The sequence below is a fragment of the Olivibacter sp. EAT-5 genome, assembly GCF_044784325.1.
Classification (GTDB): Bacteria; Bacteroidota; Bacteroidia; order Sphingobacteriales; family Sphingobacteriaceae; genus Olivibacter; species Olivibacter oleidegradans.
In genome coordinates this window covers 3,798,547-3,824,158 of record NZ_CP173028.1, presented here as the reverse complement: position 1 = coordinate 3,824,158, position 25,612 = coordinate 3,798,547, and the positions used below count along the sequence as shown (strand labels likewise).

At 41.9% G+C, this 25,612-nt stretch carries 17 protein-coding genes; 7 read left to right on the top strand and 10 right to left on the bottom strand.

The genetic code is table 11. The features are described 5' to 3' along the window. Positions 1-2: 2 nt before the first annotated feature. Positions 3-737 (bottom strand): rhamnogalacturonan acetylesterase, encoded by a 735-nt coding sequence (locus ACH11B_RS15695; protein ID WP_289552738.1) that lies wholly within the window; start codon positions 735-737, stop codon positions 3-5. Between the two features lie 236 nt (positions 738-973). Between ACH11B_RS15695 and ACH11B_RS15690 the strand changes: the two genes are divergently transcribed. Beyond that, on the top strand, positions 974-1,999 hold the full coding sequence (locus tag ACH11B_RS15690) for a LacI family DNA-binding transcriptional regulator (RefSeq protein WP_013666147.1): 1,026 nt from the start codon (positions 974-976) through the stop codon (positions 1,997-1,999). A gap of 167 nt (positions 2,000-2,166) precedes the next feature. On the opposite strand, the gene ACH11B_RS15685 is transcribed toward ACH11B_RS15690, so the two are convergent. Then, positions 2,167-3,147, bottom strand: a complete 981-nt coding sequence (locus ACH11B_RS15685; protein ID WP_013666146.1) for a sugar phosphate isomerase/epimerase — start codon at positions 3,145-3,147, stop codon at positions 2,167-2,169. 292 nt (positions 3,148-3,439) lie between these two features. On the opposite strand from ACH11B_RS15685, the gene ACH11B_RS15680 reads away from it, so the two are divergent. Genes ACH11B_RS15680 through ACH11B_RS15670 form a run of 3 tightly spaced genes read left to right on the top strand, consistent with a single transcriptional unit; the run spans position 3,440 to position 6,152 of the window. Continuing rightward, the gene (locus tag ACH11B_RS15680) at positions 3,440-3,910 is read left to right on the top strand and encodes a RidA family protein (protein ID WP_289552736.1); all 471 of its coding nucleotides are present in this window, start codon (positions 3,440-3,442) and stop codon (positions 3,908-3,910) included. 28 nt (positions 3,911-3,938) lie between these two features. After that, positions 3,939-5,063, top strand: coding sequence for a D-TA family PLP-dependent enzyme (locus ACH11B_RS15675; protein WP_130857571.1), 1,125 nt, complete (start codon positions 3,939-3,941; stop codon positions 5,061-5,063). Between the two features lie 9 nt (positions 5,064-5,072). Beyond that, positions 5,073-6,152 carry a dipeptidase gene (locus ACH11B_RS15670; RefSeq protein ID WP_130857572.1) on the top strand — a complete coding sequence of 360 codons (1,080 nt, stop codon included), beginning with the start codon at positions 5,073-5,075 and terminating at the stop codon, positions 6,150-6,152. 1 nt (position 6,153) lies between these two features. Here ACH11B_RS15670 and ACH11B_RS15665 read toward each other — a convergent pair whose 3' ends face one another. Next, positions 6,154-6,795: a hypothetical protein gene (locus tag ACH11B_RS15665; protein ID WP_013666142.1), complete on the bottom strand. Its 642-nt coding sequence runs from the start codon at positions 6,793-6,795 to the stop codon at positions 6,154-6,156. Between the two features lie 109 nt (positions 6,796-6,904). On the opposite strand from ACH11B_RS15665, the gene ACH11B_RS15660 reads away from it, so the two are divergent. The 3 genes from ACH11B_RS15660 to ACH11B_RS15650 all read left to right on the top strand — a co-directional run bounded on the left by ACH11B_RS15660 (position 6,905) and on the right by ACH11B_RS15650 (position 9,269). Continuing rightward, positions 6,905-7,156 (top strand): hypothetical protein, encoded by a 252-nt coding sequence (locus ACH11B_RS15660; RefSeq protein ID WP_013666141.1) that lies wholly within the window; start codon positions 6,905-6,907, stop codon positions 7,154-7,156. Positions 7,157-7,273: 117 nt separating this feature from the next. After that, a complete protein-coding gene (locus ACH11B_RS15655; protein ID WP_013666140.1) occupies positions 7,274-8,191 on the top strand; it encodes a helix-turn-helix domain-containing protein in 918 nt (305 codons plus the stop codon). Between the two features lie 76 nt (positions 8,192-8,267). Continuing rightward, complete coding sequence (locus ACH11B_RS15650) at positions 8,268-9,269, top strand: aldo/keto reductase (RefSeq protein WP_377609617.1); 1,002 nt, start codon at positions 8,268-8,270, stop codon at positions 9,267-9,269. Positions 9,270-9,335: 66 nt separating this feature from the next. Here ACH11B_RS15650 and ACH11B_RS15645 read toward each other — a convergent pair whose 3' ends face one another. The 7 genes from ACH11B_RS15645 to ACH11B_RS15615 all read right to left on the bottom strand — a co-directional run bounded on the left by ACH11B_RS15645 (position 9,336) and on the right by ACH11B_RS15615 (position 25,471). After that, positions 9,336-13,520, bottom strand: coding sequence for a two-component regulator propeller domain-containing protein (locus ACH11B_RS15645; RefSeq protein WP_377609619.1), 4,185 nt, complete (start codon positions 13,518-13,520; stop codon positions 9,336-9,338). A gap of 105 nt (positions 13,521-13,625) precedes the next feature. Beyond that, positions 13,626-14,882: a glycoside hydrolase family 88 protein gene (locus tag ACH11B_RS15640; protein WP_377609620.1), complete on the bottom strand. Its 1,257-nt coding sequence runs from the start codon at positions 14,880-14,882 to the stop codon at positions 13,626-13,628. Positions 14,883-14,892: 10 nt separating this feature from the next. Then, positions 14,893-16,779 carry an alpha-L-fucosidase gene (locus ACH11B_RS15635; RefSeq protein WP_377609622.1) on the bottom strand — a complete coding sequence of 629 codons (1,887 nt, stop codon included), beginning with the start codon at positions 16,777-16,779 and terminating at the stop codon, positions 14,893-14,895. A 127-nt stretch (positions 16,780-16,906) separates the two neighbouring features. Beyond that, on the bottom strand, positions 16,907-18,091 hold the full coding sequence (locus tag ACH11B_RS15630) for an alginate lyase family protein (protein ID WP_377609624.1): 1,185 nt from the start codon (positions 18,089-18,091) through the stop codon (positions 16,907-16,909). After that, on the bottom strand, positions 18,088-20,235 hold the full coding sequence (locus ACH11B_RS15625; protein WP_377609626.1) for a TIM-barrel domain-containing protein: 2,148 nt from the start codon (positions 20,233-20,235) through the stop codon (positions 18,088-18,090). The genes ACH11B_RS15630 and ACH11B_RS15625 overlap by 4 nt, the downstream gene beginning before the upstream one ends. An 11-nt stretch (positions 20,236-20,246) precedes the next feature. Beyond that, positions 20,247-22,814 (bottom strand): glycosyl hydrolase family 95 catalytic domain-containing protein, encoded by a 2,568-nt coding sequence (locus ACH11B_RS15620; RefSeq protein ID WP_377609628.1) that lies wholly within the window; start codon positions 22,812-22,814, stop codon positions 20,247-20,249. 188 nt (positions 22,815-23,002) lie between these two features. Continuing rightward, the gene (locus tag ACH11B_RS15615; protein WP_377609630.1) at positions 23,003-25,471 is read right to left on the bottom strand and encodes a glycoside hydrolase family 2 TIM barrel-domain containing protein; all 2,469 of its coding nucleotides are present in this window, start codon (positions 25,469-25,471) and stop codon (positions 23,003-23,005) included. Positions 25,472-25,612 lie beyond the last annotated feature (141 nt).

The window sequence follows — 25,612 nt, the reverse complement described above, 5'->3', positions numbered from 1 at the left end:
TCTTATTTAAACTCTTTGACAAGGCTGAGCTTTAGCTCTTTTATCCCCTCCACAGCTAATTTGGCAACAGTCATCGCTCCTTCCTTATTCAAATGTGTATTATCGACAACCCCTTCCGGATAGTTTTTATTTCCCGGTTTTAAGTGGAGGAAGAGTTTTTCGGACTTCCGTTCACCCAATTTAGTTAACAAGCGATTTGTTTTCTCGGTAAGATCAATTAGGGGCACTTGTAAACTATCCGCCACCTCCCGAGTTGCCGCCGGATAACCTTTATGTGTATCAACCAAAACTCCCTGTTCAAAATTGCGTCGTGCAATAGAAGTCAACAACACCGGCTCAGCCCCTTTTTCGCGGGCTTTTTCGACAAACATACTTAGGTTGGCTTTAAATGTGGCTATATCCGTACCTACCTTTGGCTTATTCACCTTTTCGTCGTTATGTCCGAATTGAATAAAAAGATAATCGCCCGATTTGAGTTGATTGTAGATTTCCTGCCACCGACCTTCATCAATAAACGAGCGCGTGCTTCTCCCATTTTTTGCCATATTTCTCACCCGCACGCTTGGTTTAAATAGAGTGGCAAAAGGGACGCCCCAGCCCGTCTCAGGGTACTTATCGGCATCTTTTATAGCCATCGTTGAATCGCCCATCATCCATAGGGTAGTAGGTTGTCTTTTGGTGAAAGCGTACAACAACAGGCTACAAAACAGCAGAAGCAGTAATTTTTTCTTTTCCATTTCTCAGTTGGTACGTTAAGATTTCTAATTTGGTTGTAAGCGTTTACCGGCAAGTTTACATAATTGTTAAACAAAGATGGAAAAGCCAAACAAGAAAATTAGCGCAAACGATACCGGTATCGTTTGCACCTAACCGTCACGATATCTTCCAATTAACAAAAATCGCGACCAAGCTATTGGAAATCGTTGCATTTAAAGTCATTTTTAGCTAAGTTTGATATTCAAAAAAGCTAAATGTGTTTAAACCAATAACAATAAAAGACATTGCTCAAGCACTCAATCTATCCGCTTCTACCGTTTCCCGGGCTTTAAGTGATAGTTATGAGATCAATCCGGAAACAAAAAAGAGGGTATTGGCCTATGCCGAACAAAACAACTATAAACGAAATCCGATTGCTTTAAGCTTAAAACAACGTAAGAGTTATTCCATCGGGGTGGTGGTTTGCGAGGTAGCAAACAGCTTTTTTTCGCAGGCAATTGACGGTATCGAATCCATTGCGTATAAAAATGGCTATAATATCATTATTACGCAAACGCATGACTCGTACGACCGAGAAGTGATGAATATCAAACATTTAGCAAACCGATCAGTAGATGGTATTCTCATCTCTCTATCCGCTGAAACGACCAATTTTGATCATATTAAGAAACTCCATGATGCCGGTTTACCAATTGTCTTTTTTGATCGCATCTATGATGGGCTAGCCACGCACAAAGTGTCTTCCGATAATCGAAATGGTGCAAAAATGGCGACTCAACACCTGATAGAAAAAGGTTACAGAAAGATCGCTCATTTAGCGAATGCACCCCATCTTTCTATTACAAAGGAACGGTTAGCGGGATATAGAGAGGCGCTAACAGAAAATGGTATTCCTATTGAGGAGGCTAACATTACGTATTGTCATCATGGAGGCAGTAATCAAAAAGAGGTGGATGCTGCCGTTCAATATTTTTTATCGATGGATGAAAAACCCGATTCGATTTTCGTGGCGAGCGATCGCCTCAGTATTGGTTGCTTAACGGCAATCAAAAAATATGGCGACAAGGCTTATATGCCAGCTATAGCCGGTTTTTCAAACAGTGACGTACTGGATTTATTCAGCACCGATTTCTCGAGTATACGCCAACCTGCCTTTGAAATGGGCAGGGTGGCGACTGATCGTTTAATTCAGCTCATTGAAAGTAAATATCCCGTCTATGAGCACGAATCCATCGTATTAGGAACGGAGTTGATCGAACGGATTCCGGGTAAACTGCTGTAGGCTTTAGACAATCGGAAATCAGCTGTCAGCCTCATTTATATCACTTAGCAAAGTTATAGTTGGTGCTACGGCTCCTACTACTTTTCTATTATTTATTGCCGAATCACTAAACAGCTCTACTACTTTACCACTTAACGACTCAACTACTCTACCACTCAACTATTTAACTATTTCCCAATCAAATTATCTTTAATATAATTAAAACTCAATCGGATGCTTTCAAAATGGTTCTCCATGTAAATACCATCCTGCTCAACGAAGAAGTGTTTTAAACCTGCTTCCTCCGACTTTTTGAAGATCGCCTTGTAATCTACTGCTCCTGTTCCAACTTCTGCAAATTTGATGTCCTTTAAGATATCCATCGAAGGGAGTGAGTCTTTTCCCTCGCCAACAATAACATCCGGTTTTGATTTATCGATATCCTTTACATGCCACATTTCAAAACGCTTAGGATACTTGGCAAATAGTTCTATTGGATGAGCGCCGGACTTTATTGCCCAAAACATATCCAATTCAAAAGCAACCAAGTCAGGTTGCGTTTCGCTAACAAGTACGTCATATCCTGTTCTTTTGTCTGGTCCATAGCTTCTAAATTCCCAAAAATGATTATGGTATCCAATTTTAAGTCCCAAGCTTTTACAATATTCACCACCTTTATTCAGCTGTTCTGCCATAAATTTAAAGTCTTCAAGCGTTAACTTATCGATAAGATTAAAGGGTGGTACCGGAACAATTAGATAACGTTGACCAAGCTTAACGGCAATATCTGCTTGTGCTTTCAACTCGTCCTCTTGCCCCTTCCCCATTGTTAGAAAATTATTCAGCTGATAGTGCCCGCTATAGGTCTGCAGATTATTGTCTGCCAACACATTTTTTAGCTCTTCGGTACTTAAGCCCCAATATTTGCCGGAGCCTTTTTCTGTACCGTAATCATAAAAAGTTTCGACATGTCCATAACCGATATTAGCTATTTTCATGATCGTTTGCTTCGCGTCTTTCGCAAGCTCATCACGCATTGTGTATAATTGCAAGCCTATTTCCGCTTCCTGAGGACGCTTGTTACCACATGCGGCTAATACCTGGCTACTTACCATAGCAGAAGCAACGGCTAGGCCGGATTGCTTTATAAATTTTCTTCTAGATACCATATTCAAGTGTTATAGGATAATTTAGCTCGTCTAATTTACACTTATTTATGGTAAAATCAAGTTGATGTTGGCGGTAAGCAACTGGCAGTAAGCACTAAGCTTTTATGACGAAGTTGTCATTTACTTGAAAAAAGTTCATATAGAATCGTACGCGACACGTATTTTTATTCTTATTTTGCTATTTAAGAGGCATATGGCTTACGGCTTAGGGCATATCGCTTTGAAAGGTTTTGCCAAATAGAAACAATATCCTACATTTATAGACGTACTAAATAACAAAAAGAACAAAAACATGGAATTTATAGACGCTGATAAGAATTTTGAAGCACTTGGGTTAAGTTTACCTCCTGCACCGGCACCTTTAGGTGTATATAAGCCTTATTTAATTGATGGAAAGTATCTTTATCTTTCGGGACATGGCCCTGTCCGAGACGATAAAAGTCTCATTATAGGCCGCATCGGGGAAACCATCAATATGGAAGACGGTAAACTGGCGGCGCAACAGGTAGGGTTAACGATGCTCTCGACGATCAAAACGAACTTAGGAAGCCTTAATAAAGTAAAACGTGTTATTAAAGTCTTGGGCATGGTAAACTGTACCGGTAATTTTGAGAAACATCCTTATATTATTAACGGTTGCAGTGAATTATTTGCAAAAGTATGGGGCGAAGAAAACGGTATCGGCGTACGGAGTGCCGTCGGTATGGGAAGTTTACCCGACAATATTCCGGTGGAAGTAGAAGCACTGTTTGAAATAGAATAAGAATCGGCCAATCTACTAATCTGATAATATGGAAACTGAAATAGCCTCTACATATAGAATTAGCAATGTAGAAGATATATCGACACCTGCACTTGTTGTTTTCCCGGAGCTTGTAAAAAATAATATTCAGCTGCTGATGTCGATGGTTAAATCAGTCGACAAGCTTCGCCCGCATATCAAAACATCCAAATCGGCTGACGCCATACAGCTTTTGCAACTAGCAGGTATCAACAAATTCAAATGCGCCACAATTGCGGAAGCAGAGCTGTTAGGCGATTGTGGCGTTCAGGATGTATTACTGGCATACCAACCTGTCGGACCTAATATTAATCGCTTTATCGCGCTTGTAAAGCGATTTCCCAATACGTCTTTCGCCTGCCTGGTTGATCAATTTGATATTGCCAGCCAATTAAATCAGGTGGCCTTTGCTGAAAGCTTCAACCTAAATATTTATTTCGACATCAATGTAGGCATGAACCGTACCGGTATTAAAACCGATAAAGTTTCTGCTCTTGCCGAACAATGTTCATCGCTATCGAATTTAATACTTTTAGGTTTACACTGTTATGATGGCCATATTCATGAAGCATCACTAGAGGCACGTCAAAATCAATGCCATCGCTACTTCACGGAAATCGAGCAACTTATTGTACAATTAAATGCGCTTTACCAACGGCGTCTCATCATTGTTGCAGGCGGGACACCAACCTTTCCGATTCATGCTGCGAGCGAGCGAGACGACGTAGAATGTAGTCCCGGAACCTTTATCTTTTGGGATAAGGGTTATCAAAATCTCTTCACGGAGCAACCCTTTCAAATAGCAGCCCTTGTCCTTAGTAGGGTTATCTCAATTATAGATGATAAAAGGCTCTGTTTAGACTTAGGGCATAAAGCTATTGCTTCCGAAAATGAGTTGGGTAAACGAGTGTTTTTTATAAACGCGCCGGAGGCCCGTGCTATATCGCATAGTGAGGAACATCTTGTTATAGAAGTTTCCGATACCGGCGATTATACAGTTGGCGATGTTCTGTACGGAATACCGTATCACATTTGTCCGACAGTTGCTTTATACGATACCGCATTTGCGGTTACAGATAATCAGTGGAACGGCGAGTGGCAGATCATTGCCAGGAAACGAAAACTTACAATTTAAAGACATACTATGTTTATTATAGATGCCCATCTTGATTTGAGCATGAATGCCTTGGAATGGAACCGAGATTTAACCAAATCTGTTAAGGAAATCAACCAACGAGAAGAAGGGTTGACTGATAAACCCGACCGCGGGAAGGCGGTGGTATCTTTACCCGAATTGCGGAAAGGCCATATAGGCCTTGTAGTAGCCACTCAAATTGCCCGATATGTTGCACCCGATAATCCATTACCCGGATGGCATTCGCCTGAACAGGCCTGGGCACAAACGCAAGGGCAATTGGCGTGGTACAAGGCCATGGAGGCCAAAGGTGAGATGCGTCAAATAAACAATTTAACGTCATTGGAAGCGCATGTCACTTTATGGAAGGATGAAGGCACTCCATCCGAAAAGAAAGTGATTGGCTACATCTTAAGTTTAGAGGGAGCGGACTCTCTAATCACCACTGAGCATTTGCACCTAGCTTGGCAAAGTGGGCTTCGTGCGGTAGGCCCGGCACATTACGGACCTGGTCGTTATGCCCAAGGGACGGATGCAACAGGCTTTATGGGACCCGAAGGGCGTAAATTATTGGAAGAAATGGAGAAGCTCAACATCATATTGGACGCAACACACCTTTGTGATGATAGCTTTTGGGAGGCATTGGATCATTTCAATGGACCTGTTTGGGCGAGCCATAATAATTGCCGAGCGTTGGTTAATCACAATCGGCAATTTAGCGATGAACAAATAAAAGTGCTGATTGAACGAGGGGCCGTTATAGGTGGCGCTTTAGATGCTTGGATGATGGTTCCCAATTGGCAGCGTGGCATTTCCACGCCGAAAGAGATGCAGTGCAATCTGGATGTATTGATAGATCATCTCGATCACATTTGTCAAATAGCCGGAAATTGCAACCACGTCGGTATTGGATCAGATTTGGATGGTGCCTTTGGGAAAGAGCAATGCCCGTATGATTTGGAGACGATTGCCGACCTACAATCATTCAATGAAAAGCTGGCTGACCGGGGCTATACAGCCGACGATATTGTGAAGATATGTCATGGCAATTGGCTACGGTTCTTAAGGAAGGCATGGCAAAACAATTAATTTAGGTTTGAGCAGGTAGATCGATGTCGTTTGTCACCTGCTCATCCTTTTGCTTTGAAAGTCTTTTTCCTATTTGAATTAAGCCAATTACCAGTAATATCATCAAGAAAATATGCAGTTTTCCCCAAACAAAGGCCAGCGTAAGGGCATAGATAGCAAATCCTATCCAATCACGTTTATACTGTAATAATTTCTTTCCGTAAATCAAGTAAAGTCCAATGGGAATTGCCATTAACGTAAAAATCACGAAAGAATGATTTAAATAGGCTGACAATAAATCCCATCGCTTCGACTGTATAGGCGTACCATCAGTTAATTCAAGCCCATAAAACCGATCCCCTCCATTCCTCGATATGTAAGTTACCAGTTGCGATTGCTCTTTAATTTCACTCACTTGCGGGCTTGGAAGATAGTCTTTATTTACATAGCTATGTTTAAGCAGTGGTTGTTGTTTAAATGAAATTAGGATTAACTTTTTATCTCCCTCAGCACTATACTTTTGCTGTATTTCTTGTACCGTCCCGGTCACTTTTTTTAGAAAGGCAGCCGGTATCAAAGCCTTCAGCACCCCTAAACCCAATATACCGATAAGTAAGAATAGGCCTATATGGAGCCACTTTTTTTCGTGGATTATTACGTTCATGCAAATTAGTATATCATGTTTGGTCTTTCAAATCCGCAGCACGGTTATACTAATATACAAACAATATAATATATTAACTGTTTTTCAAATAGGATAGAAAACGATTGTTATGGCAGATACAGCGGACATCTCCTTTAATATAAAGGCTCATATTCAAGGAACGGAAAAAACACTACGCGTGGATCAACTGGAAACAAGTGATGGCGCACCTTATTATAGCTGTTTTGATAAAGACCAGCAGCTAGCAGAAATTCGAAAGGAAGAAAGCAACGAGTGGGTACAGCTTTGGGGTGAACTGGACCAAGCCAGTCTAACTTCGATTGGAAAAGCTATTGAGCAGAAGGAACTAGCTGGTAATTAGCTGTAAGCCGTAGGCTTTGTAGGACTTTCATAAAGATGGGTTGGGCGTGTTATTGCCTAATTGACAAAAGACTATAATCTTCGTATTTTCGTTAGTAATGAGGAACGGAGAACAAATATGATCAATAAAGCAGAGAGCTTACAAGACTTTTATAATAGAAACCCACGGGCTAATCCATTTGGCCTTTCAACCAATAATGCCAATGGTTTGGGCCACTTTAATGTATTTACACGGGAGAATTGTTTTCGATCTACACCATACAATCGGCGGGACTTTTATAAAATCTCACTAATCATTGGTTCCGGACGACTTTACTATGCAGATAAGTGGGTAGATATCGATCGCCCTGCCTTGCTGTTTTCAAATCCTACCGTTCCCTATTCATGGGAAGCAATCAGTGATAAACAGGAAGGTTATTTTTGCCTCTTTACGGCGTCTTTTTTACAAACTGACAGCCCACATTTTCTTTTAAATCAGCTCTCGCTGTTTAAGGTGGGTGGCGACTTCGTTTTCTTTGTAAACGAGGCACAATGTCGGGCTGTGAGTGAGCTTTTCGAAAAGATGATGGAGGAGATTACCACTAACTACGTGCATAAATACGATCTGCTGCGTAATTATCTCCAATTGATTATTCATGAAGCGATGAAAATGCAACCTGTACGAAGTTACTTACCACATTCTTCCGCTTCACGCGTATGCGATTTATTTTTGGATCTTTTAGAACGGCAGTTTCCAATCGATAGTCAAGAAAGGACATTGGGGCTCCGCTCTGCACAAGATTACGCGAACATTCTTTCGGTGCATGTAAATCACTTAAATCGTTCAGTGAAAGAAATCACCGGCAAAACAACCACGCAGCATATTGCCGAACGGTTAGTTAAAGAAGCAAAGGCACTTCTCATTCATTCAGATTGGACCATTTCGGAAATCGCCTATAGTTTAGGTTTTTCCTATCCACCGTACTTCAACAACTTTTTCAGAAAACAAACGCGGATGACACCGGGCATTTTCAGAGAACAGTATGTGCATGTGTGAATTTTATAATAAGTCGTTTGATTAGTATAGGACAGCCTATCTTATACATCCTAAATTTGTTAAAAAAACATAACATATGGAATACAGAAATTTAAGTAACACAACAGCCCAATTATCTGCTATAGGACTTGGTTGCATGGGGATGAGTTTTGCTTATGGCCCAACCGACGATAACGAAAGTATAGCAACCTTACATAAAGCGCTTGATTTAGGTATCAACTTCTGGGATACAGCTGATATGTATGGAAACGGCGCAAACGAAGAGCTTATTTCAAAGGTGCTTGTTCCAAATCGCGATAAAGTTTTTATCGCTACCAAGTTTGGTTTCCGCTTTAAAGATGGTAAAGCAGGCCCTAGCGCCGCCTCGGGCACCTATTTTGACGGCTCTCCAGCTTGGTTAAAAGTAGCAGTAGAAAATAGTCTTCGTAGGCTTAAGATCGATACCATCGATCTCTATTACGCGCATCGTGTCGATCCAAACATTCCCGTAGAGGAAACCGTCGGCGCCATGGCTGAATTGGTGAAAGAAGGAAAGGTACGCTACCTTGGCTTAAGCGAGGCTTCGGCAAGTTCCTTGAAAAAAGCCCATGCTGTACACCCGATCACGGCTTTACAGAGTGAGTATTCGCTATTGACCAGGGATGTAGAAGGTGAAATTTTAGACACAGCACGCGCACTGAATATTAGTTTGATTCCCTATTCACCGCTCGCCAGAGGTTTGGTAACCAATACACTGGATATCAACAGTTTAGACGAAAGCGATTTCAGAAAAACCTTACCTCGATACAGCGGTGAAAACCTCGCCAATAATCAGTCGTTAGCAGCCGAATTTGCTGCAATGGCCAACGACAAGCAAATTACACCTGCTCAATTGGCTTTAGCTTGGGTGCTTGCACAAGGAAAAGACATGATCCCTATTCCAGGCACAAAAAAAAGAAAGTACTTGGAAGAGAATGCAAAAGCCGTAGAGGTTCATCTTAGTCAGTCTGATTTAGACGAGATACAGAAACTCATGGATAAATATCCAAATACGGGCCAACGTTACAGTGAAGGGGCTTTAAAGTTAGTAAATAATTAAATTGATCAGATGAAGATGTAAGGTGTTCGGGAAAGTCTAATAACTTGCTTATAGAACACCTTACATTTAGATCATGTTTAGTTTGCTCTTTTGTTCCATCACGTCTTCTATATACCTTTTTGGCGATTTATGATAAAAAGCTTTAAACGATTTACTGAAATATTTCGGATCAGAAAATCCGACTTTATAGGCGATCTCACTAATAGTTAACCCGCTATTCGTCTCAAGCAACTGTGCTGCTTTCTTAAGACGTACAACCTTAATAAATTCCACTAAATTCAAGCCCGATAGTTGCCTTATTTTACGATACAACACCGTGCGGCTGACTCCCACTTCGCTTGCCAATGCGTGCACACTGAAGTTATCATCGTTTAAATTCTCCTCTACAATTGTGATCACATCGTCCATAAAGCTATTTGTTTCCACAACATCAGTCTTATGTGGTTGCAATAAATACTCCTGAACAAACTTCTCTTTAAGTCGTTTTCTGCTTTCCAACATATTGGCAATTTTCCACGCCAACAATTTAAAGCTAAAAGGCTTCGTAATGTAATCATCCCCACCTTCCTTAAAAGCCTCCATCATATAGGGGTCTGCGGTTCTCGCCGTTAATAAGATGACGGGAATATGATTCGTATTTTTTTCTCCTTTGATCTTACGAAGTAAGCTGATTCCATCGCATGTAGGCATCATTACATCTGTTACCACAATATCCGGCTGTATTGATTCAACAATCGGCCAAGCTTCCAAGCCATCTCCAGCTTCGAGTACTTTAAATTTATCCTGCAAGCTTCCCACAATAAATCGTCGCAATTCTACATTATCTTCTACAATCAGCACGACCGACTGGTTAGTTGAGTTATCAACTACTTCGTCCTCTTTTGCGTCGCAAGAGAGCGCATCGTTTAAATCGTTCACTTTGTGTAGCTCCATTTTGTTTTCATTTGCTAATAATTGCGTTGCTTTGAAGTGTGATTTCCCTAGCGGCAATTCAATTCGGAATACCGTGTTAAAATCATTCAACTCCTTTGCGAGATTACTTCGCACGGAAAGATTTCCATGATGCATTTTCACCAAACCCTGAGCCAATGCTAAACCTACTCCAGAACCGGTGTGGGTTTGATCCTCATAGGATTTCGACTGATAAAATTGAGCAAATATATAAGGAAGATGTTTTTCCGGAATACCGCAACCGGTATCCCAAACCTCGATAATACAGTTTCCGGATGGGTATGTCGGCGTTTCTATTTTTTTTTCGATCTGTACCTTGATCCGCCCTTCACTATCGGTAAACTTAAAGGCGTTATAAAGTAAATTGGTGAGCACCTTCTCCATCTGCTCATGATCTATCCAAACATCGACGCCATCATTTATTTTATTTTCAATAGTAATCTGAACATTTTTTTTTGCCGCAAGGAATAGAAAATTACTTACAATTTCTTCCACAAACCGCACAAGGTTTGTTTTCTGTATCTGTAAATCAAGATGGCCACTCTCCTGCTTTCTAAAATCGAGTAATTGATTTACTAAATTCAGCAATCTATTTGCATTCTTATAAGCATTATGCAAAAGCGGCTTCGCATTTGTTGGCAAATCTTCTTCCTGCAAACGCTCAATAGGCCCTACAATTAAAGAAAGCGGCGTTCTAAATTCATGCGATATGTTCGTGAAAAAGTTAAGCTTTGCCTCGTGTATCTCTTTCTGTTTTTCCAAAGCGAGGTGCTCCAGTAGTAATTCGTGTTTTAATTGATTTCTTCCTTTAAGGAACTGGATTACAAAATAGGCGACTATACTTACGAGTAATAGGTATAGACCATAGGCCCACCAAGTTTTCCAAGGTGGCGGCAAAATATGAATTATAAGGCTTGTTGGTTTGCTCCAAATCCCATCATTATTGGTTCCTTTAACCATCAACTCGTAAGTCCCGGGATCTAAATTAGTATAGGTGGCAATGGGTGTATTTACAAAGTTCCAGTCATTATCAAATCCTTTTAACAAATAAGCATATTTATTTTTATCAGCATGTATATAATTCAAAACACTAAATTCTACGCTGAAGACATATTGCTTGTGATTAAGGACCAACTCATCCAATAAAGAAATATCTTTGTCGATGACACTTTGGCTTCCCGGCACTATTTTCTTATTAAACAGGCGTAAATCCGTAAAAACTACAGGCGGTTCAAAATAATTGATACTGATACTGTCCGGATCGAACAATGTAAACCCTGCCGAACTTCCGAAAGCTAAGGTACCATTGGCCAGCTTATGATACGCCCCGTAAATAAATTCATCACCAATTAATCCGTCGATGGTATTGTAATTTCGAACGCTCTCTGTATTCGGATTAAAACAAGATATGCCCGCATTGGTGCTTAACCATAAATTGTGATGGTCATCACTCAAGATTCCGAAAATATTATTTCCGGGCAGTCCCATATTTGCATTAAAGTGCGTAAAGTTGTTATCATTGGGATGGTATAAATTCAGTCCATTCATATAAGTTCCTACCCAAATGCGATGCAACCCGTCTTCGTGTATACTGATGATGTCGTTTCCGCTAATAGACTTAGGATTATTGGGATCGCAAACAAAAGTCTGAAAATAGTCACTGCCTCGTCGCTTTAGATTTAATCCGTTTTGTGTTCCTACCCATAGATTTCCCTGTGAGTCTTCATAAATGGATCGAACCATGTTAGAGGAGAGCTTTTTATTTTCTAGATTATATTTGTCAAAAGAAAGCGTTCGGTCACCTCTACGCTTAACGTTTAAACCGCCACCGTAAGTCCCTACCCATAAGTCTCCTTTACTATCTTCAGCTAAAGCATATATATTGTCATTGGAAAGTGAACGATCATTGTTTGGGTTATGCTTAATATGTTCAAAATTCGTTGCACCCTTCCGCTTTAAGTTGAGGCCTCCATCGTATGTTCCAATCCATAAGTTACCTTCACGATCAATACATAGCGATTTCACGTTATTGTGACTCAGGCTTCCCGCTTCCCCTGCTTGGTATTTAGCATGTTTGAATTTAAGTTGACGATTATCTAAGTAATTTATCCCGCCACCTTCCGTTCCGATTATTAGGTTGCCCATACCATCTTCGGCGAAAGAGCTTACTACATTATAACTTAGGCTATTGTTATGAGGTTGATGGGCAAAATTTTTAAAAGCCGGTATATCATTATCAATCACATTCAGGCCACCAAAGTAAGTTCCAATCCATATGGATCCCCTTTTATCCTGATATATCGGCCTGATAGAATTGTTGCTTAAGCTGTACTCGTCATTGTCATTAGCGTGAAAACTCTTAAACCGTCCGTGTTCATATAAGCTTAAGCCATTAAATGTTCCTATCCACAGTCTTCCCTTCCGATCTTTGGTAATAGATCGGATATCATTGCTAGGCAGACTGTATGGATCGCCTTCGATATGTTTGTGGTAGCTAATCTCGCCTGTTTTTTCATTCAGCACAGCTATACCGTTGGTTTTTGTTGCAATCCAGAAAACATGAGGACTTATTTCCAAAATGGCTACGGCACGCTGGTCACGCGCTTCCGTTAACCTTGCATAAGTTGGATAAGCGCGGTTAATCCTAAGCTTCTTATAAGGGGGCACATAGCTTGTGGAAACTACACCTTCATCAGTACAAAACCATAGTTTATGTTCACTATCTTCATAAATTGATCGAATATTCTTAAAATATCTTTTTTCGTCACCGATGTCTACAGAGATATTATTAAAAACCAGTTCCGCAACAATTTGCGTATCCTCCTTAATCCGGTAGAGCCCTTGATTGGTTCCCACCCACACCTGATGGTAGTGATCTTCCATAATAAAATGGACCGCGGGTTCGCTTGGAGAACTTGCTGTTTCAACATTAGCTAAGGGAATCCTTCTGAAATTATCAAGTGCACGATCGTACAGATTAAGGCCATTTCCTGTACCGATCCACAATCGTTTCTTGCTATCTTCTGCAATCGACTGGATGAAATTATCACCTAATGAAGTAGTATCTTTTGGATTGTTTCTATAAACAATAAATTTGCGTGCATTATATTTATTCAAACCATCTCGTGTACCGATCCATATGAAACCCTTGTAGTCTTGTACGATCGCAAATACACTTCCTTGAGATAACCCTTCAGTTACGTCGAGATGTAAAAATCGGATATCTTTTGCCTCCAAAATATAGAAGCTTGTTAAAAGACTAATCACTACCAACAAAGGCTTCGCAAAAAAACATTTCATTGATTGAATACTAGGTTAACACTATTTGGTTAGCGTAAAAGTACAGAATATATTAGAAACAATGAGCTTGTTTTGTGATCTGGCCAAAACAAATTGGATGCGTTATTACTTTAGCTTTCTCGCTCTTAATAGCGCTTCCAAAAAATAGTAATCGGCATAGCTTAAAGGCTTATCCACCTCCATTCCTGCCGGTTTAGAACCCGTGCTATGCATGAGAATAAAGCCGCGGTTCCTACCTATGTTAGTGGTATAGTGGTCTATCAAATTGTTTAGAAGGCGTGTAGCTTTTTCTCGGTATGCATTGCGTTCCTGACTAAAACCACTTAGTTCCAATAATGCAGAAGCCATAACTGCAGCGGCTGACACATCTCTGGGTTCATTTGGTATTTGTGGAGCGTTGAAGTCCCAATAGGGTACCAAGTCATTTGGCATATTAGGCTGGCTGAAAAGCCATTTAGCTATATGATCAGCTTGTTTCAAATAACGGCGATCTCTTGTTTCGCGGTAACACATTGTATATCCATACAAAGCCCAAGCCTGACCTCTTGCCCAAGTCGATTCATCGCGATATCCCTGATGGGTATTCTTTTTTCGCACATTACCCGTTTCAGGATTGTAATCAACAACATGGTAGGTGCTATAGTCGGCGCGAAAATGGTTCTTCATGGTTGTATTTGCATGGCTGACCGCAATTTTATAAAAAGAAGAATCGCCCGTGAGCTTGGTAGCTGCAAACAGCAACTCTAGGTTGAGCATATTGTCAATAATAACAGGAAAATCCCACTTATCGTTGTTATGATCCCAAGAGCGTATACAACCCACTTTTGGATTAAAACGGGTTGCCAAGGTTTTTGCGGCTTGAATAAGTACTTCCCGATCATGCGGATCATCTGTTAAGCGATAACCATTACCGACGCTACAATAGATTTTAAAGCCCATATCGTGCGTTCTGCCATTGTATTGTTCGTCTTCTATCATAGTCGTAAGCCTACGGGCTTCCCGTTTCCAATCTTGGTTACCCGTATACTCGTAAAGATACCATAACACACCCGGGAAAAAACCGCTTGTCCAATCGCTTCGCTTTACCACAATTAAATCCCCCTTTTCTGACAGCGACCGGGGAGAAACCAAGGAGGTATCTGATTGGTGAACAGTCGCTAACTCCTTGATCATTAATTTGGATTGTCTTTCAGCCAATTGCCACATTTCTTTTTCTTTTGGGATTACTTGGCTATAAGACAAGTGCGGAAGGAACAAATAGTAAAACAATAGTTGGCATGCAATTGCAACACTGCATTGGGATGCAATTCGCTTCGGTTGTTTCAGGTCTGACTGACGGGTATTGACGAATATAAAAATCATAACTAGTTTTTTAAGGATTAATAGGTATTAACTGAATTTCAAACAGTTTCATAAGTTCATCTCCCACTATTCGATCAGCTTTGAGCTCAAGCATAGACCGTGAATCAGTAAGTGCGATTTCCCCTAAGTCATCTATTACAAAATCTTCGTTCGGTTTATTCTTTTTGGTTTCGCCTTTTAACATCTTTTCACCTATACTGATCTCGTATAAACTACCTAGGGTGTTAGCACTATATTTTATCCTTAACCGGTAAGGTGCAGGTTTGATGACACGAATTGGCCAGTACATTTTTTGTTTGCAAGTTTTCCATCCATCAACATAGTATCGGTTCGACTTCCCATCGCCATACTTAAATTCCTTACCGATCAATATAGCATCAAAGGCAAGTAAACGATTTGGAATATGATCATTCAAAAGTCGGGCGTTATCTACCGACAACACCTTATTTTTCAATTCAATAACGATTACACTATTAACTGGATCCGGCGCCTGAGCAGGAAGCTCAATAGCGAGATCTTCTAAGGTGATCCGCGCTGTAGCGAAGTTTTTTTTCTGATTATTTAAGCAATATGCTCGCCGGATTTCGTTTTTCAGACCTCCAACCAGTAACCTTCCGTCCTTTGGCCAATTGAACACATGTAAGTATAATTTATCTTCGCGCTGCGTAACTACGCCCCAGGATTGAACAGGTAGAGTTGTGGGAGTTGATCCATAGATACTTTCTTTATTCTTGTTAATCCAAATTCCAATGCTATCCAATATCCGCGTATCCTTTGGATCAAAGGCTCCGTCCCCCATTGGTCCGACGTTCATGAGTAGGTTACCTCCTCTTGAAGCGGCTTTTGCCAATAAACGGATAAAGAACGAGGCGGGTTTATGACTATGATCATATTTGGAGTATCCGTAGGATTCATTGGTAGTAGGAATGGCCTCCCAGTCGCCCTTTACCGGATAAAATTCCGCGGGTCTGTCGGCCGTGTTCAAGTAATCGCCAAAATTTCCGCCCGTACTACGCGCGAGGCGGCCGTTAACGACGACCTCAGGATCAGTTTCTCGTATTGCTTTCAAAATACGCAGATTTTCCGAGAAAGGTAATTTGTGCGGCGTATCGAACCATAAAATATCCGGGTGGTAATTAAGCAATAGCTCCCGAATTTGTGGAATGGCCTTTTCATTTACATATCGTTGGGCTTTCGGAAGCCATCCCGGATGCTTATCATACCAATCGGCACCTCCGATCAATTTATCACCACCGGGATTATGGTACTCCCAATCATTACCGGGCGCATCCGGATGTTCCCAATCAAAAGCGTGCGAATAGTAAAAGCCGAATTTCATACCATATTTGCGGCAAGTCTGTGCTATTTCGGCCATGGGGTCACGATGAAAAGGCGTTTGCTTTATACTATTAAAATCGGAATATTGCGTATTATACATTGCAAAGCCGTCATGATGCTTGGCTGTAACGATAAAGTAGTTCATCCCGGCTTTTTTTGCTGCCAGTACCCACTGTTCTGCATTAAAATGTACCGGATTGAATTGCTTTGCCAAAGCTAAGTAATCACGTCGACTGATCTTCTCCTTACGCATCAAATGCTCCGCATAACCGCCCACTTCCTTGCCTTTCCATTCGCCACCTGCATGCGAATAAACTCCCCAATGAATAAACATACCAAATTTGGCTTCCCGCCACCAAGCAATCCGTTGGTTGTGTTTACGCATGGCGGCGGTCCACCACCCCGCTTTCGCCTCTTCAATAGCTGTGATATCCCGCATCTTTGGATCATTGTACATTTTTGTTCCCTCGTCACCCACGTCCTGTGCATACAGCGCAGTGTTCAGCATACAAGCAATACTAAAGACTTGAAAGTATAAAAGGTAATTTCGTTTTCTCATTATTTTATCCGTTATCAGATTTCTGCAATCGTCTTCGACCCACACTAACTATTTTACTATTCTACCATTTAACAACCCAACTATTTAACCACTCAACTATTCAACTATTAATCAGTTAACGACTCAACTACCTAAACCAAATAATAGGGTTTCGAATTGGTAGATTTCGAATTACTTCTTCTACCTTTGGCTCATGATCGAGCTTTTTCCACGTGGCTAACCAAAGCTTCTCGTCGAAGGCTTTCGCACCGAACAATAAAGCGGGCTGTGCAACCGGCCAATAATCCCAATACATCACATCTTTTGCATAGGGCCAAGTGTCCTTTTCTTTTATGTATGGAAACATGAAGGTCATTCCCTTTTTTATCGAACGCCCATCTGCGAATTGAAAATCCCATAAATTATCCGTCGGTATGGAAGCTATTTGACATAACATAACCATGGCGTCCAGATTGAAAAGCGAATAACCATAAGGTTTGGTACGTTTAAGTTCACGTGGAAAGCTACCATCATGTGCCATTTGATTAGGTAACAAAACCGTCTTGTATCGTTCGCGACAAAAATCCAGCAATTGCTCATCACCCACGAGCTTCGCAAAGGAAGCCACTTGCATTGTCCAACAGGTCCCATGGTTATTCTCTGCTCTCATTTCATCCTTACCATAGGGATGATTGATCAGCCACGCTAAATAAGCCGAAAACCATGCTTTAAATTGTTTTAGCCGTCCATTAGAAAAAACCGCAGCATCCTTCATGACTAAAATTCCCTGCGCAACTTCCATGAGATGGATGGTATCAATGATACCAATGCCCCTCCCGGTAAAGCGTCCTTTAATTGCCTGTGCGTACAAAAGATTAGGATTCATCCGCGTTTCAGGATTCACAAACCATGCTTCCAGATGCTTCAAGGCATGCATAACATATTTTTCGTCATTAGTTAGCCGATAAGCGGAAGCCAAGGCACCTACTATCTGACTAAAGCGGATCATTGCCTTGCGGTGAGCGACAAAGTTATCCGGATTTGTCATACCATCACGTTGTATATAAGGACCATTTGGATCCGCGGGATTAGGCCACCAATAATCACCTTCAGAAAAGAAATCGTGCTTTCCCCCGCTGCTTCTTGACGATTGCTCCGCTGTAATCGTTACCGGTTGCTGTTGCATAGCCCATGCTGCTCGCCGTAAAATCTGCTTGCCTAGAATTTGTTCCGCCTCTTTTTCATAAGACGTATCGATCGCCAGGTCTACCCACGATACGCACAAGCTGCCCACCAGCAAGCATACATAGATCATGTAGTCTAAATACCTCATAGCGTCATGAATTTAAACGTTACCTTTTCGATCGTATTTGGCTTCCCTTTTTCGGGCGGTGCTATCCAACCCTCCCAATTGCCCTCCTTCCCACGTTCAACCTTTATCTTTCTAAAACTATATTCTCCATTTTCATAATCATAACTTTCGCCGTCATCGTCGTATAAATCATATTCACCGTTTTTTTTACCATAGTGCCTAACCTCAATAGCGACTTGTTCACCAGCTTTAGGTGCATGTAGCAAAGGAGGCATGAATGGTATTATTCCTCCATCTTTCACATATACCGGTATTTTATCTAAGCCCGGCGTGGCGGTGATGGTTTCGCCATTGCCTACATATGCCCCCGTGTAAAAGTCGTACCAGTTGCCTTTCGGCAATAGCACTTCTCTGCTCGTCTGCCCCGTAAACATGGGTGCCACCAGAAGATATTCACCCGCCATATATTGATCCTTAATTTCTCGATGATATGCTTCTGCGTAAGGATTCTTTTCCAGATCGTTTGTCACTACCTTTTTTGATTCCCCTAGCGTAAAACCCTCTTCTAAATTCATAGCGCGAAATGGCGGCGTTCCTTCAAAATGATATTTAGCAAATTCGCTGTACCAATAAGGCATCATGCGCATTCTCAAAAGTGCTGCTTCTTTTACGTGCGCCTCCACATCGGGAAAAGACCAGGGTTTTGTGCCGCTTGCCCAGGCATTAATCATGGCCATCGGAGAAAAAATAGTGGACTGGAAACGCCGCAACCATTCCTCTTCACTCTTGGAAGCACGAACTTCCGGTGTCCACAGCACGCCGGCGAAACCACTATTTACCAATGCGGTAATAAAATCTTCATGCTTGTAATAGTCGTTATAAATAACATAAGGGAATGATACCGCACCCGCATTGGATCCTCGTATTAAACCATAAGTGCGCTTATTCTCCTTTCTATATAAGCCCGTACTATATCGCTGCATAAGCACGCCATAGGTCTGCCGCATCTGTTCGGCAGCATAACCGGAAGGAAAGGATGCCACATCAGGCCACAAATAGTGATCGCCTCCATCAACTTCATCTATCTTATAACCGCTAATGCCAATATCGACTTGGCTTCGTTGCCATTGAGAAAAGAGGGTGTTTCTAGCTTGCGCCATCATTAAGTCGGGCACCAAGCCTACCCATACCGTATGGGAGGAGGTAAAAGGTTTAATTTCTTTAAAAATCGGCGACGCGGGAGAAACATAGGGGTTCGTCCACAAATTAATTCGGACACCTTTTTTTAGCAATCTTTGCACCAAAGCTTCTGGATTGGGAAAGCGCTTTGGATCCCATTCAAAAGTACAAGGGTATGATTTGCTTTGCCACCCGGGCTCCAAGCCTACAAAATCCAAAGGATATCCCCTTTGTTCAAAAGCTTTCACCTCCTCTTCCACCTCTTCAGCATTGTACAGTCGTTGGACGCGCTGGGTAAAACCTAATCCCCAGCGAGGCGGCAATACACCACCCCCATTAAATAAATTGAATCGACGAACGGCATCCAAGGGTGTCGGTCCACCGAAGACATAAAACTCCACACCCGCAGCAGGGACCAATATTTCAACCGCATCGCTATAAGGTCGTGCTGTCCAGGTTTTATCAACGTTGCGATCCTTTGCTTGAGGGGGGTGTTTACTATCCTTTCGCACTGCAGAACCAGCGTATACATCCAAGTAACGTGCGCTATTGATAAAAACGCCATAACCATTTGAAGAAACATAAAAAGGGGTAGGTGCATGCGTTCGGCCATTATCTACCCCTCCATAATGGTCGACATGTAATCGCAAAATTTTCCCTCGCTGATGCACGGACTGAAAGTGAAGACCGAAACCAAATAGTTGTTCCAACGAATCCAAAGGAAAACGCAGGTAGGTTTTTCCATCCACCGTACCTCCATAAACATCAGCCATTACGAACGGAAATGAAGTATTACTCAACTTTCGAATTGCTTCCGACCGGGGCGTCACACCAGCGGCAGTTAATAAGTTATAAGATTCAGGCTTCCCTACGACGCCTTTCCAAACACCTGGCAATACTTCCGTCCAATTAATTTCCTGCCCGTAACTTTTAAAGCATGTTATGAGCAGAAAAAATAAAAGTTTATAATAACGTATATTATTCATTCAAATGAGTTTTACAAGGGCACAATCGTATATATTCGTCCTTTTTCCGTTGGAAAATCTATTACATAGGTTTCTTTTAAGTTCAGGGATTGCAAAGAAGCCTGCCCATTTTGCTCAAAGCGTGGTTTTTCAGGCTTCATTAATAATTCATTTTGAGAAGCATTTCTCAAAGATTGACCGGTAGTTTCCAACACTTTAACCGGAATAGGTGTTCTTAATCTACAATTCCCCCCCAATTCCGAACGAATAAGCGCACGTGTTAAATTCCTATTTGCCCAATTGATTTCAACTGTAAAATTTCCGCGTGCCTTTATGCCCTTAATACTGCCTGCTGGCCAAGCGTCTGGCAAGGCAGGCAGCAATTGAACTTCTCCGGCATGGCTTTGCAATAACATCTCGGTCATGCCAGCGGTTGCGCCAAAATTCCCGTCAATTTGAAACGGTGGATGTGCATCGAAGAGGTTCGGATATGCACCACCTCCGCTCATCTGTTCCTTTTCTTCATTCGGGTCGATATAACGCAACGCATCCTTCAAAATCTTGTAAGCATGATTTCCGTCCTGTAAGCGAGCCCACCAGTTGGTTTTCCAAGCCATTGACCAGCCAGTACTCACATCGCCTCGGTGAATCAACGACTGTTTGGTTGCTGCTGCCAATTCCGGAGAGCCGAGTACGGTTATTTGATTACCTGGATAAAGACCAAATAGATGAGAGATATGCCGATGTTTATCTGCTGGATCATCCCAATCTTGGTACCACTCCTGTAATTGTCCGTATTGGCCGATATGATACGGATAAAGTTTTGCTTTAGCCATTATCAATTTTTCTTTAAAATCTTTATCACTTCCCAAAATATCGGCAGAACGAATACAGGCATTAAACAATTCCCTTATGATTGCCATATCCATGGTAGAAGCCATTGACAACTGATGCTCCTTTCCAGCGATTTTAACCGTATTTTCAGGTGAAGTTGACGGGTTAGTAATAAGATAATGGCTACCGGGATCTTCAATAAGCCAATGTAGCATAAAAGAAGCGGCTCCCTTCATCAAAGGATAAGCTTCCTCTTTGAGAAACTTTTTATCGCCGGTATAGAGATAATGTTCCCACAAATGCGTACAAAACCAAGCACCTGCCATAGGCCATGCCGACCACCGAGGCATGCCTTTGGGGTCCCAGTCGTAACCGCCGGGAGGCGATGTTTTTGCCCATAAATCGGAGTTATGATGTGTCACCCATCCATCGTCAATGTTATAATTCACTTTAGCTGTCACCGCTCCATTAACTGCCAATTCTTTCATAAAATCAAACAAGGGTTGATGGCATTCGGAGAGATTGGTATTTTCTGCTAACCAATAATTCATTTCGGTGTTGATATTGGTGGTATAATTACTCCCCCAAGGCGGTTGAACCATATCATTCCATATTCCCTGTAAGTTTGCCGGCCTCCCTCCCGGCCTAGAACTAGCGATCAATAGATAGCGGCCATACTGATAATATAAAGCCTGTAGCGCATTATCCGATTTCCCTTCTGCTAAACGTAACATTCTTTCATCAATGGGTAATCGCACAGCTTCCGGATCTTTCCCTAAGTCGATAGACACTCGGCGAAAGAGTGCCGCATAGTCCGCTATATGCCGCGACTTCACTTCCTGATAGCTTGATTTTGAAGCTCGTTCCATACAAGCTGCCGCTTCTACGGCGGGGTCCTTCCCGTTCAAACCCGACGATTTATCAAAACCGTTAAAGCTCGTTGCTTCTGTTAGCCAAAGTATTACCGAATCGGCTCCTGAAACACACAATCTATTGTCGTCCGTTTTTACTTCACCGCCTATTGCTTGCACTTTCACATGTATTTCGAAGTTCATACCTTCGCCATCCCTGTCGTCATAAACAATCTGTTGTGGCTCATATTCACGGTTTGCGACAAATTTGGGCGCTTTCCCTTGAAGTATCAGATAATCATGACAAGTGGCCTTTGTTTGATGTTTCAATTTACTTGTTAACGCGACATCAAAGGCGACTGCACCCGGTTTATTCGCTGTTATTCGTATAGCCATCGTCTTATCAGGTCGGCTGATGAAGGTCTCACGTGTATACATTACCCCACGATAAGTATATTTTATCGTAGACAGGGCCTTATCAAGATCCAAATCGCGTTGATACGAAGTAGTCAATGAATCGGGACGATGAAAATCGAGTAATAAGTCGCCAAGCGGTAAATAGCGAGCCGAGTAGGGACCCTGCATTTGCTTCCATAAACTTGCCGCTTTTTCATAGTCGCCGTCAAAAATGGCCCTTCGTACCCGTGGGAGTATTTTGGGGCCATTTGGATTATTCCCTGGATTAGGAAAGCCCGACCAAAGGGTATTGTCGTTCAGTTGATAGCGTTCTACTTGAACACCCCCAAATACCATGGCCCCTGTTTTGGCGTTGCCCAACGGCAAGGCCTCTTCCCAAACCGATGCCGGTTTCGTATACCATAATTTTAGTAACTTTTCTTGCTCTTGCGTATTACCCATTAATGTGGCAAAGACACAGCTTGCGAACACAAAAAGAGAGATCTTAGGTTTATTCATTTTCTATTTGGTTATTATCCCACGCTCAAACTTGGATTCAAATCGTCATCGACATTCCTTTGTATTTATTAAGTGTTCGATCGCTCCATGCTAAAATGTAGACACCCACTATTCAACCACTAAACTACTCAACCATTTAACTACTTTACTACTCAAGCATTTAACGACCCTACTCCTTTACGATTTAACTATTGCAAGTTCACAAAAGTCGTTTCCATCCCCTCCGACTGCACGCTAGCTACGCATTTCCCCTTTGCTAGGCGCACTTTAATCATCGCCCGACCATTGTAAGCTTGCACCTTCCGCGAGCCATCGGAGGTTCCCTGATTGTCGATCAAACTTCCATCACCCACAGCTGAAAAGTGTAACCAATTTTGGGCATCCAAACACAGGACACCTTTCGCATCCAGCAAATCAGCCTGAAGGGTGACAATGTCGCCCTCACGGTCGACTTCCTGTAGGTTCATTCGTACGGGTTTATCCCATTTTGCTGTTAGATAGTTTTGCCTAAGTTCATCGCTCACCATCTCTTTTCCATTTTTTGCTACGGCTTTAAAATGGTTTTCACCTTCACGAAGCCGCACCATCCATCGTAAACCAGCGGCAGGAAAATCTTGTACATTTCTTTTTTTAATTCCCATACTTTTTCCATTAACAAAAAGCTCCACCTCTTCTGCATTGGAATAGACCTTGATCATTTTTTCTTCATTCGGTTCACCCCAGCGCGTTGGCCAAGTGTGCCCGTAAATATGTACCATTGGCTTTTTAACCCAATAAGATTGGAACACATAATAGGCTTCCTTTTTATTTAAATTACGTTCTACAACACCCTTTTGATTCACATACGGTACTGGATTATCCGGCCTCACCGGTGTAGAAAAGTCCTTAAAAGGCCAATAAGCTGTTCCCGTTAACCAAGGCATATTTTCCTGTTCTTTCAAGTGCCAATCAATCAGATTGCAGATATAACTTTCACTCCAGTCACCATCTTTTGAAACCCTCGCTGCCCCACCATACAGCGACGCATCCCCCGCTCTTTCATCCACCCCATCTCCTGTTGTAATCTTCGCTAAGGCTTTGTCCGGATTTTCGGCATGTCGGCGTGCATGACTATCACCTCCCCATTCGACATGAAGGAAATGGTTGACTTTTTTCATTTCCTCTTCCGAAGCCTGTTTATAATCAGTGTACAAACCTCGGTACCAACCAGCCCAGATAGACGGCGAATAAACATCTACGATATCTTTACAAAAGTCGCAGCGCCGAATAGCTGTTTTTCTTGATGGATCTAAGCGGTGAGACAGATCGTTCAGCTCCTTCATAAAGGCTCTAATTTTCTCCTTATCAAACACTGAGAAATCGCCTGGCCAGTCATTTTCATTTCCCAATCCCCAGATAATAATGGACGGATGATTATAATGCTGCTCGATCATATTAGTCAACATTTGTCGCGCTTGCGCTTGATACTGTTCTCCTCCCAGGCCACCCCTGCACCATGGAATTTCTTCCCAAACCAGCATACCGAGGCTATCGCAGGCATTCAGAACAACCCTCGACTGTTGATAATGTCCCAATCGGATGAAGTTAACCCCCATCTCTTTCATGAGTTGCATTTCTTTAAGGATCATGGAATCCGTCATGGCTGCCCCAACACCGGCATGATCTTCATGCCGATGGGTACCGCGTAGTAACAAACGCTCTCCATTCAGATAAAATGGCCCCTTCTTTTTAAACTCGAAATGTCGAAATCCTATTTTTTCTTCTACCGTACAGCTATCCATTCCTGTTTTTGCAGTCACGATTAACTTGTATAATGACGGCTGGGCAGGACTCCATAAAATCGGCTTCTTAACGTTCAGGCAAGCTAAATCAATTTCTTTTATTTGTGTCGATACCTCTTTTTCAAATTGTGCCACCTGTTCCCCTTGTGGATCTAAAAGACGGATATCTACTTTTAAATTTCGGCTGCCGCCATCACGCAAGAACCGTGTGCTGATGTGCAACGAACCCTCCTTACCTTGAGGATCCACACTCACTTTAGTAAAAACCCTATCAATGGAAGCTTGTGGTATATATTGCAGGTTAAGATGCCGATAGATACCCCCATATAGATTAAAATCGGATAGATCGGAGGGAATCATTTCCAGGTCACGGGAATTATCTGCTCGAACAATGATAGGAACCTGTCCGTGAAATTGTTTTTCACAGATGGGGTTTGCGGTAAAGGTTTTTACCGCATCCGTAATATCCACCACCCATTCGTCGTAGCCACCGATATGTTCAGCTACCTTTGTTGTATAAACATAAACCTCCGTTTTTTGTCCGACGCCTTCAAAATGCAAACGCGTCCGCCCATTTTGATAAGGGTTATCAACCTTTATGTTTTTCCGATACCATCCAGGACCTTGGTAATAATTTACATCCGGATCGACCCCGTCAGTTGCATTGAAGCAGTGCGGTAAGTCAACCTGCTGCCAAATCGGCACCGCTTCCGGATTGCCTTTCCCAACGGGTCTTACGGCTTCCCAAATACCGCCTAAATCACTTTTTAGAAACTCCCAACTTTTATCGATACGACGGGTTTCTTGACTACGAGCGGTTAAAAAGAAACCTATAAAAAAAAGTGTATATAATAAACAATATTTTAACCTAAACATAATGTATTAACTACTCAACCATTTAACCACTTAACTACTCGACCATTTAATCACTTAACTACTTAACTACTCAACCATTTAACCACTTAACTACTCGACCATTTACCACTTAACCACTTAACTACTCAACCATTTACCACT

Coding starts and splice junctions, on each gene's coding strand:
- ACH11B_RS15655 (WP_013666140.1), top strand. CDS start 7,274: ATGATCAATAAAGCAGAGAGCTTACAAGACTTTTATAATAGAAACCCA.
- ACH11B_RS15645 (WP_377609619.1), bottom strand. CDS start 13,520: ATGAAATGTTTTTTTGCGAAGCCTTTGTTGGTAGTGATTAGTCTTTTA.
- ACH11B_RS15650 (WP_377609617.1), top strand. CDS start 8,268: ATGGAATACAGAAATTTAAGTAACACAACAGCCCAATTATCTGCTATA.
- ACH11B_RS15670 (WP_130857572.1), top strand. CDS start 5,073: ATGTTTATTATAGATGCCCATCTTGATTTGAGCATGAATGCCTTGGAA.
- ACH11B_RS15625 (WP_377609626.1), bottom strand. CDS start 20,235: ATGAATAATATACGTTATTATAAACTTTTATTTTTTCTGCTCATAACA.
- ACH11B_RS15615 (WP_377609630.1), bottom strand. CDS start 25,471: ATGTTTAGGTTAAAATATTGTTTATTATATACACTTTTTTTTATAGGT.
- ACH11B_RS15695 (WP_289552738.1), bottom strand. CDS start 737: ATGGAAAAGAAAAAATTACTGCTTCTGCTGTTTTGTAGCCTGTTGTTG.
- ACH11B_RS15685 (WP_013666146.1), bottom strand. CDS start 3,147: ATGGTATCTAGAAGAAAATTTATAAAGCAATCCGGCCTAGCCGTTGCT.
- ACH11B_RS15620 (WP_377609628.1), bottom strand. CDS start 22,814: ATGAATAAACCTAAGATCTCTCTTTTTGTGTTCGCAAGCTGTGTCTTT.
- ACH11B_RS15635 (WP_377609622.1), bottom strand. CDS start 16,779: ATGAGAAAACGAAATTACCTTTTATACTTTCAAGTCTTTAGTATTGCT.
- ACH11B_RS15660 (WP_013666141.1), top strand. CDS start 6,905: ATGGCAGATACAGCGGACATCTCCTTTAATATAAAGGCTCATATTCAA.
- ACH11B_RS15675 (WP_130857571.1), top strand. CDS start 3,939: ATGGAAACTGAAATAGCCTCTACATATAGAATTAGCAATGTAGAAGAT.
- ACH11B_RS15665 (WP_013666142.1), bottom strand. CDS start 6,795: ATGAACGTAATAATCCACGAAAAAAAGTGGCTCCATATAGGCCTATTC.
- ACH11B_RS15680 (WP_289552736.1), top strand. CDS start 3,440: ATGGAATTTATAGACGCTGATAAGAATTTTGAAGCACTTGGGTTAAGT.
- ACH11B_RS15630 (WP_377609624.1), bottom strand. CDS start 18,091: ATGAGGTATTTAGACTACATGATCTATGTATGCTTGCTGGTGGGCAGC.
- ACH11B_RS15640 (WP_377609620.1), bottom strand. CDS start 14,882: ATGATTTTTATATTCGTCAATACCCGTCAGTCAGACCTGAAACAACCG.